The 1227-nt window shown below is 37.8% G+C and carries 2 protein-coding genes; both read right to left on the reverse strand.

Annotated elements, in window-relative coordinates; translation table 11 throughout:
• Positions 1-449: 449 nt before the first annotated feature.
• Positions 450-782 carry a DUF5615 family PIN-like protein gene (locus O9324_RS09725; protein WP_288140073.1) on the reverse strand — a complete coding sequence of 111 codons (333 nt, stop codon included), beginning with the start codon at positions 780-782 and terminating at the stop codon, positions 450-452.
• Positions 779-1003 carry a DUF433 domain-containing protein gene (locus O9324_RS09730; RefSeq protein ID WP_288140074.1) on the reverse strand — a complete coding sequence of 75 codons (225 nt, stop codon included), beginning with the start codon at positions 1001-1003 and terminating at the stop codon, positions 779-781. The genes O9324_RS09725 and O9324_RS09730 overlap by 4 nt, the downstream gene beginning before the upstream one ends.
• Between the last annotated feature and the right edge of the window lie 224 nt (positions 1004-1227).

Genomic DNA, 1227 nt, shown 5'->3' on the forward strand with positions numbered 1-1227 from the left:
GCTTCGCCCCTACAGGACACGGGCCGATGAAGACGCAAGGTTTTGAACGACGATTCTCTCAAAATCTTGCACCTGTGAGAGCAAAACAGAACCCTAAAACCCTTACCTCGTCTATATTTCACATTTATTCAGCATACCCTATATAGATGGCCGAGGTCCGAACGGGTGTGGGGTGTAGGGAAAGAAACCTCTTTCATCTGTGGGGGTGAAAATTTTTTCATCGGGACTGACTCCTAACCCCACGAAAAGCTTTTTCGGCAAACCCCATCTAATTGTGTGTTGGGTTTCCTTAGGTCAATCCAGTTAGAAAATTAATCGCAGTAACGCACCAATTTAATGACAAAGTTGGTGCGTGGGGCGCGGATTGTTAATTTTGGTTTTTCATCAAAATTAGTAACCGTCTAACGCACCCTACAAGATTAGGCGATCGCAAGATGATGCGATCGCACTCAACTTAATATCAACAGACTTTCTGTTTCACTATCAAAAAATTCAACAATAATTAAAAAATAACCTCTTAAAATTTCGATAATTTTTGCAGTGGGACTATTGCCAATACGAAGATAGATAAATTTGGGTGGATGACCATATAATAGACTGCGCTGATGAAAATCGGAGTCTTTAGAGACAATTCCAAAATCCTTGAATTTGGCAAATTCCCAGATAAGTGTATCATCAGTATTTATCATTCCTAAAGTCTTGACGTGCTGAGAATCAGAATATAAATCAATTATTTTATCAATAATCCGATCTGACAAATTTTCATCTAATAACAGTTTCATAAAGAGGTGATAAATAATTTTTTCTCTCGATCAGCAGCAAAAGCCAAACAAGCTTTGATATCCTCGGAAGTTAATTCTGAAAAATCCTCAATAATTTCTGCTTCTGTCATTCCTGCTGCTAAATATTCTAGAATATCGTACACAGTTATACGCATTCCTCGAATGCAGGGTTTTCCGCTTCGTTTTCCAGGTTCAATGGTAATAATGTTTTGGTAACTCATAATGCTTTAATTATTTTGACCTTCCCAATTATATCTTATTCGATGACAGAGATCGCACTCCACCCCACCGACAAGAACGATCACGGGAGCATCTCACTTATGCAATGAGTATTAATACTTAGAGCCGTCAAAAACTAGAAAATCTTCAACTTGATCACAAAGAGAAATGAGATTATAATAGTTATAACTTACAATTCAGAATAGCTCTCGATGGGAGGAATAAT

This window comes from Microcystis sp. LE19-84.1B (assembly GCF_027531875.1).
Lineage (GTDB): Bacteria > Cyanobacteriota > Cyanobacteriia > Cyanobacteriales > Microcystaceae > Microcystis > Microcystis panniformis.